Source organism: Thalassospira sp. UBA1131, assembly GCF_002311515.1.
In the GTDB taxonomy this organism is placed as follows: Bacteria; Pseudomonadota; Alphaproteobacteria; order Rhodospirillales; family Thalassospiraceae; genus Thalassospira.
Genome location: NZ_DCAO01000104.1, coordinates 101,939 through 108,414 on the forward strand (window position 1 = coordinate 101,939; position 6,476 = coordinate 108,414).

A 6,476-nucleotide genomic window follows, 5' to 3' on the forward strand; every position below is an offset into this window, starting at 1 on the left:
GCCAGAACACTGAGGTTTCTGGCTTTGAAACCTTCTGCCATTTTGGGCTCCTGTTTTCTTTTGAGCTTGTGGGTCGGGATCCCCGCCTGCGCGGGGATGACGGTGCTGGACTAGGTGCATGAAACGAACGTCATTCCCGCGAAGGCGGGAACCTCGAACGGCATGCTGAACAGGGATTTGGCGCTACTCTTGCGCTTTCAGGCACACCACACCATCGCCATCAATCAGCGTTGCACCCTGGCTCATGGAGTTATTCACAAAGTGTGCCGCGTGATCGCCATGCCAGGTAATGTCGGACTGAACGTCCGAGCCGATGGCGTGGCCAATGGCGGTGCGGTGATACCAGAAGCAGGATCGAATGCCGCTTGCCACCGGAAGGCCTGAATGGGGCATCCAAAGCGTTCCGAGCCAGCGTTTGGCCTGGGTTCCCTTCCACGGCAGATCCTCATCACCGATATAGTCAGATCGTGAGAATTCATCGATCAGAAGCAACTCCGACCACTGTTTCCAGCCGACAATCGCATAGCGCTGCCCGTCATCGGGCACATCGCGATCGCCAAGGCCTTCGAACGCCATCATGACCTTATCAAGGGTCATGCCCTCGGTATTATCGGGCACGACATCATCGGCCCCGACCAGCGCATTGATGATCAGCTCGTCGGTCTTGCGGCCCAGCGCATAGGCCCCGGCATTGGCCAGAACCATCTTTTCATCATGGTTGATTTTAAGCTCGTCGAGCGCGTCAACCCAGTCACCGGCATAGTAATCACGCAGGTCACAGCGCACCGCCTCGTGATCGACATTCATCACCGGCACCTTGCCATGGCGGGCCTTGGTGGTGGCCGTGCCCTTGCCGACTTTCTGGAAAACCGTGGTCGCGCCCTTGATGGCGTTTTTGACCCGCACCGTGTTGCGCAGTTTTGAACCCATGCGTTGATAGGCCTGATGCACATCGGCCTGAAAATGGTCGATGAAGCTTTGATCAATCGTAGTTGTCATCGCCTTTTATCCCCTTGTTTCAGATATGGTTTTGTCGTGATTGCAGGCAGCCGCCGGGGTTCAATTGCAGCACTCATCATGAGCGGTGCCACAATTGCCCCAAAACCGGTCATTTTCCGGCCAAGGTTTGGTGTTTTAAGAGCGCTGTTACAGGAAACCTCATCCATCGAGGTTCCGTAGGACACGCGCTTGATTTGCCCCGACCTGTTGCACCCGAAGGGCTTTTCTGCGCGGTCCGGTCCAAGACAAACAAGAAAACAAAGAAAAAGAGTATCTGCCGTGAAGAAGTCGGTTTTGCTTGTGTTCAGCCTGATCGGGCTGGGGATTGCGGGTTATTTCCTTTTGCCGCTGACCCCGATCCCGGACTATGTCAACGCGGTCATCGACCGTGCCGACAAGTTGTTCTAGGGCAAGCTACCCACCGGAAAGCCGGGCAAAATCCGCCTGCACTTCGGCGACCAGCGTCGGATCACGATCCCGCCAATAGCGCGGATCATTCATCTTGCGCCGGATTTCGGACCGAAGACCTGTATCCCCCGCCCCGCCATCAGCTTTGCCAAGGGCTGCCTCATCGCCATGGGTCATCATGCGATGCATTGCGCGCACGCCATCGGCAGTTTGACAGAGGGTTTCAAAGGCGGCCTCGGGTAGGTTGGCCTTGCCCCAGCTTTCGATTTTCGGGGCCAGCTTTTTCCAGCTTTCAGCCCCGCCAAACTCAGCAGCCAACGCCGCACGGTCGGTCGCGCGCTGAGCGGCCTGATCAAGATCGCCGAGAAGCGGTGAAAGAACCTCCCCCGCCAGATCATAAATCAGCTGTGCCTGTGCGTTGCTGAACCCTGCTTCATGCAGGCGCTGGTTCAGATCGGCATCGATATCTTCCATGCCATCTGCAAGCGTGATTGCGTAGGCGTCCGGTGTTTCGGGGACCAGATCGGCGAGGACTGCGGCATCAAGGTCGGTTTCTGGTACTTCGCTGTCGGTATTGGATAGTTCGGGTGTTTCTGCTGCTTCCGGTGCTTCCGGCGTTTCTGTTTCCGGTGCGAGAAGGTCGGGTTCGGTTGTCATGCGAATGCTCCGCTCATTGGCGTCAAACTTGGGTTTGGTAGATGTGGCTCGGGATCCCCGCCTTTGCGGGGATGACGGAGCCCAATCAGGTACAAAGAACGAACGTCATTCCCGCACAGGCGGGGATCAATCTGCTGCGGAACGCTCCGCCAGCCGTTTGATCTGCAGCACCAACGCCCGCTTCCCTTCGCGCATCCAGATCGCCGCAGTGCTGGCATCCGGGCCAAGGGCTGTATGCAGGAAATGGCGTTCAAGATCGGCCAGCACCTTTGCCCCGGCGTCGCTGTCAAAACAGGCCTGCCAGTGGTCAGTGCCGTCCTCGCTCAAGCTCTCGTTTTCAGCTTCAAACCAGTCCCATCCGTTATCGGTCATCACACCGCCTCCGCGATTTCGGGTGGCAGGTTTGGCCGCAACAAATGATCCGGCACGCCAAACTGATCGGCAAGCCAGCGGACCATGACGGGCAGATCGACCTCTGCCATTGCATCCGGGCCAAGGGCGGCAATCCGCGACAGCCAATCAAGGGCCTGGCCCGCCTGTACGCGTTTTGGCAGTTGCGCGAGCGGGGCCGCATGACGCAGCACCACAACATCGCCATCCAGCGGGATGTCGGGAAGCTCCCCGGTTTGGGTCAGGATAAAAAGCGCACGGCGGATCAGCGGATAAAGCAATTCCGCCTGCAACCGGCCATAGGTTGCCCCCAAAAGCCGGGCGTTTTCCGATGCGCGTTCAAGCACCTCGGTCGCGGTCATGCCCGGTTGATCGGTTTGCCCCAGGCGATCGGCCAGCAAGCAGCGCCGAATGCGATCACGCAAATCCGATAGTACCAGATCAGACACATCAAACCGGCCGGGCGCCTCAAGCGGTTTAAGCCCCGCCGATCCAACGGCCTTGGGGATGATGCTGCCCGGCACCAGCCGGATGGTTGCCGGATTCAGTACGCCGTCATCATCGGCCTGCCAGATGCCGGTAACGGCGATCGAGGCGTTTTTCAGCACCAGCTCAACTACCTTGTTGGCGGTCTTGATATCGGGCAGCGCCTTCATCACCGGGGACCGGCCATAAATCTCGCCCGGCGCCTTCATCCAGCGAAAGGCGATATAGGGCGACACATCAAACCGGTCGCGATAGATCAGATCATTGGTATTGGCGTCACCGTCTTCGCGAAACACACACAGCTCATAGCCGGTTTTGCGGTCGGTTGCAGGCAAAACGGCCTCGATCACGGTGATGCGTTTGGGTGCGTCCTTGCCATCGCGATCATCATCGGCAATGCCCTTTGCCGCCGGCCAGGTTGCAAGGATTTCCGCGCGGGTGAGTGCCAGTTTGCGAAACACCGCATCCATCTTGCCATCCGATCGTTCTTCAAACGCCAGATCCCGCAAGGGAACGGCCGTAAAACGCAAAGCAGACGGGCTATGCAAATCGGCCTTTTCAAGGCGCAAGCACGCAGTCCCGGCGGTTACCAGATCGAGAAACGCCTGATGCATTTCGACGGCAAAGTTCGACCGATCAAAATGCCCCTGCAAAATACGAACGGCCCGGCCGAGTTGTTCGGTCAAAGCCTGTCGATCCGCATTGGCGACATTGCCGCCCGGCTCCAACTCAAACCAGCCGCCACCGGGCGGGGTGATTTCGGCCATCAGGCTGGCGGCAAGCTGTTCGACCGCATCGGACGCAGTTGCGTCAAACACCCGATCAAGGCGCTTGCCGCCATTGGTCTGGTTGGATGCCGCGGCATTGCGCTGTGGCAGGGCAAATTCATAACAATCCTGCCAATGCGCAATCCAGTTACGTCGGCGCTCCATCGCCTTTTGAAAACGGGCGCGCAACTGGGTGATATCTGCCCCGTCGGTTGCCTTGTCCTCAGTCACAGCCTTTTGCGAATTCGCCATGCCTATTCCCCCAAAAGGTTCTTGCCGCCACCCGCCTTGGCGATGCGATCCGTCAAAAGCCCGCGATAACTTGTCCCGATCAGGCTGGCACGACCATAACGGCGGCGTTCAAGCGCCTCGGTCCGCGCAGATCGTGCGGCATCTTCGGTACTGGTTTCGTCATCGGTTGTGGTCGCCGTTGACGTTGGGACCGGCGCACTGACAGCGGCCGGTTTTGGTGTCGAAAACAAACTGCCCATCACTTTTCCCTCCCGATCCCCCAAACGCAAAAACGCCCGCAAGGGTCGGAACCCTACGGGCGCATCTGTGGCGTTGATTTGTCTCTTATGCCACATTAAGAAGAACAAATCAAGAACATTTTTCAGAAAAAAACACATTGCCAATCTGGTCGGGGTTTTCAGACGCCTGTAGCAGATGGCGATAGAGCTGCCAGGGGGTGATAATCCAGAAGGCCGAAATACCCAAAAGGCGTTTGATCAGCTCAACACAGCTCATAGGACCAAACCGCACCTTGCGCGTAATCGAGGCCGGATAGCGCGCCCAGATGCAGTGATAGCCAAGGCCGCGATAATAGGCCGCCGGATCAAAGATCGGCGAATAGCACCAGCTTTCACAACGCACCCGATGGCTTTGCGGATCAAGGCAAATCCATTCCCCGGCCCGCACCCCGGAGACCAGCACAAAGCAATGGCGAAAGCCCGGTTTGAGGACCCGCAACAATCGCTTTTCCGGCGCATCGGCAAAGACCACCAGGATTGAGACCTCTTGCCCCGATGCGGATTGATCGGCCCAGTGATCCATCCACGGACCGGCGGATTCCTGCGCCGTTTCAGCGGTTTTGGCTTGTGTGAGAACGTTGTTTACATCCCGCATGGCGACAGATCCCCACCCAGTTCAACAGCGACATCTTCGTGATGGAAACTTTCATCTTCCCCGCGTTTGACGATGCCGCGTGTGACCAGCACATTTTCAAGCGCATCAAGGGCCTGTTGCCATAAATCACCCTTGTCCTTTTCGCGCGGGTCACGCTCATCGGGTTCGCGTTCGACCAACCCGAAATATTCCAGTACCTGCAAATGCCGGTCGCCCAGAATACCCGCCTTTTTAAGGCGCATCACCGCGTTATAGACATCATCAGGGTCACAGGGGCGCACCACCTCGCCCGCGTCGGCTACCACACGCGCGCCTTCGATCCGCGCAGTCTGACAGCGCACGAACCAGAACCACGCTTGCCTCGCACTGGAAAAAGGGGTGATGTCGCGCGCAGAATGCGGTTTGGGAAATAGTCGTTGTTCGGTCACGTCGCCCTCCTGCTGGATAAAACCTGTTCATTCCACCGGACCTGCAACCAACCCTTCACCGCACCAAACCTTTGAAAAAGATAAAACTTTCCCGTTCGCGCATCTTGCGATGCACGTTGATTTGATGAATGGTTTGTGATGTCCCCAAGGGCGGTGTTCCGCCCGCGCATATCGACGGTTCTCGCCGTCTTTTCAGCCGAACCTCAAGAGGCCCGACTTATTTCCAGATGCAATTCCGGTGTTGATATGCAAGCTATAATCCCTTTTTGTTCTCATTGTAAAGGATTAATTTCCTATTCCAAAGATGAGGAACATGCCTTCAACCCGATCAAAGCCCCTGCTGCTTGGCCATCAAGACCCTGAAATGGCAGGGTAAAGCTGCAATCAAGGTCGACAGAAATGCAGTATACTTTTTTGTTTTTACCACCGCGCTTGGAACGGCCCGGTTTCCGGGACTTTCGGTGCCTGAACCGTGCAGGATTGTTGTGTGATGCCGATTCCAGCCTCAATGAAGGAATTAATTCCTTCTTTCTGATCTTGCCTGCTGCTAGAATGCGGCATGATCAGACATCAACAAATATGGGCCGCCCTTGACCAGATTGCCGAGGACCACGGTTTGACCCCTTCGGGACTGGCGCGCCTGGCGCAACTTGACCCGACCACATTCAACCGGTCCAAGCGCACGACCGCGCAGGGCAAGGCGCGCTGGCCGTCGACCGAAAGCATTTCCAAGGTGCTTTCCGTCACCGATGTCAGTTTCCGGGAATTTTCCGAACTGGTGGATGGCAATGGCGCCGGGCGTATCCCTGTGATCGGCTTTGCCCAAGCGGGCAATCGCGGCTTTTTTGATGATGCCGGATATCCTGTTGGCGGATCATGGGAAGACATCACCTTTCCGGCCCTGCATGATCCAACCGCCTATGGGTTGCGGATATCAGGGGAGTCCATGGCGCCGGTATTTCGCGATGGTGACCTGATTATTGTCAGCCCGGCGTCAAACATCCGCCCCAAAGACCGCGTGGTTGTCAAAACCCATGAGGGCGAAGTCATGGCCAAGGAACTGGTCCGGCGCGGCGCGCTTGGTGTGGAGTTGAAATCCCTGAATCCCGATTTCGAAGACCGTTTTATTCCGGCAGAGGAAATTGACTGGGTCGCCCGTATTCTGTGGTGCAGCCAATAAGCATTCGAGTAAGCCTTTGGCCTTTCGCGCACATTC

Annotated in this window: 10 protein-coding genes; 2 read left to right on the plus strand and 8 right to left on the minus strand. The window is 57.1% G+C overall.

All coding sequences use genetic code 11. From position 1 onward, the window contains the following. Positions 1–183: 183 nt before the first annotated feature. The gene (locus tag B3Z49_RS16630) at positions 184–999 is read right to left on the minus strand and encodes a phage capsid protein (RefSeq protein WP_296992894.1); all 816 of its coding nucleotides are present in this window, start codon (positions 997–999) and stop codon (positions 184–186) included. Then, positions 996–1,166: a hypothetical protein gene (locus B3Z49_RS16635; RefSeq protein WP_296992896.1), complete on the minus strand. Its 171-nt coding sequence runs from the start codon at positions 1,164–1,166 to the stop codon at positions 996–998. The genes B3Z49_RS16630 and B3Z49_RS16635 overlap by 4 nt, the downstream gene beginning before the upstream one ends. Before the next feature lie 112 nt (positions 1,167–1,278). Here B3Z49_RS16635 and B3Z49_RS16640 point away from each other — a divergent pair, with 112 nt between their 5' ends. After that, a complete protein-coding gene (locus tag B3Z49_RS16640) occupies positions 1,279–1,407 on the plus strand; it encodes a hypothetical protein (protein ID WP_255356183.1) in 129 nt (42 codons plus the stop codon). A gap of 6 nt (positions 1,408–1,413) precedes the next feature. Here B3Z49_RS16640 and B3Z49_RS16645 read toward each other — a convergent pair whose 3' ends face one another. The 6 genes from B3Z49_RS16645 to B3Z49_RS16670 form a co-directional block, all read right to left on the minus strand. Next, positions 1,414–2,064, minus strand: a complete 651-nt coding sequence (locus tag B3Z49_RS16645; RefSeq protein WP_296992899.1) for a capsid assembly protein — start codon at positions 2,062–2,064, stop codon at positions 1,414–1,416. A gap of 126 nt (positions 2,065–2,190) precedes the next feature. Beyond that, entirely contained in the window at positions 2,191–2,436 is a 246-nt protein-coding gene (locus B3Z49_RS16650; RefSeq protein WP_296992901.1) for a hypothetical protein, read from the minus strand. Next, positions 2,436–3,959, minus strand: a complete 1,524-nt coding sequence (locus B3Z49_RS16655; RefSeq protein ID WP_296992903.1) for a portal protein — start codon at positions 3,957–3,959, stop codon at positions 2,436–2,438. The genes B3Z49_RS16650 and B3Z49_RS16655 overlap by 1 nt, the downstream gene beginning before the upstream one ends. Before the next feature lie 2 nt (positions 3,960–3,961). Further along, positions 3,962–4,198 carry a hypothetical protein gene (locus tag B3Z49_RS16660; RefSeq protein WP_296992905.1) on the minus strand — a complete coding sequence of 79 codons (237 nt, stop codon included), beginning with the start codon at positions 4,196–4,198 and terminating at the stop codon, positions 3,962–3,964. Between the two features lie 109 nt (positions 4,199–4,307). Then, positions 4,308–4,832, minus strand: a complete 525-nt coding sequence (locus B3Z49_RS16665; protein WP_296992907.1) for a hypothetical protein — start codon at positions 4,830–4,832, stop codon at positions 4,308–4,310. After that, positions 4,820–5,260 (minus strand): hypothetical protein, encoded by a 441-nt coding sequence (locus B3Z49_RS16670; protein ID WP_296992909.1) that lies wholly within the window; start codon positions 5,258–5,260, stop codon positions 4,820–4,822. The genes B3Z49_RS16665 and B3Z49_RS16670 overlap by 13 nt, the downstream gene beginning before the upstream one ends. Before the next feature lie 559 nt (positions 5,261–5,819). Between B3Z49_RS16670 and B3Z49_RS16675 the strand changes: the two genes are divergently transcribed. Then, positions 5,820–6,440 (plus strand): S24 family peptidase, encoded by a 621-nt coding sequence (locus tag B3Z49_RS16675; protein ID WP_008890227.1) that lies wholly within the window; start codon positions 5,820–5,822, stop codon positions 6,438–6,440. The last annotated feature ends 36 nt before the right edge of the window (positions 6,441–6,476 follow it).

Coding starts and splice junctions, on each gene's coding strand:
- B3Z49_RS16630 (WP_296992894.1), bottom strand. CDS start 999: ATGACAACTACGATTGATCAAAGCTTCATCGACCATTTTCAGGCCGAT.
- B3Z49_RS16635 (WP_296992896.1), bottom strand. CDS start 1,166: ATGGATGAGGTTTCCTGTAACAGCGCTCTTAAAACACCAAACCTTGGC.
- B3Z49_RS16645 (WP_296992899.1), bottom strand. CDS start 2,064: ATGACAACCGAACCCGACCTTCTCGCACCGGAAACAGAAACGCCGGAA.
- B3Z49_RS16650 (WP_296992901.1), bottom strand. CDS start 2,436: ATGACCGATAACGGATGGGACTGGTTTGAAGCTGAAAACGAGAGCTTG.
- B3Z49_RS16655 (WP_296992903.1), bottom strand. CDS start 3,959: ATGGCGAATTCGCAAAAGGCTGTGACTGAGGACAAGGCAACCGACGGG.
- B3Z49_RS16660 (WP_296992905.1), bottom strand. CDS start 4,198: ATGGGCAGTTTGTTTTCGACACCAAAACCGGCCGCTGTCAGTGCGCCG.
- B3Z49_RS16665 (WP_296992907.1), bottom strand. CDS start 4,832: ATGCGGGATGTAAACAACGTTCTCACACAAGCCAAAACCGCTGAAACG.
- B3Z49_RS16675 (WP_008890227.1), top strand. CDS start 5,820: ATGATCAGACATCAACAAATATGGGCCGCCCTTGACCAGATTGCCGAG.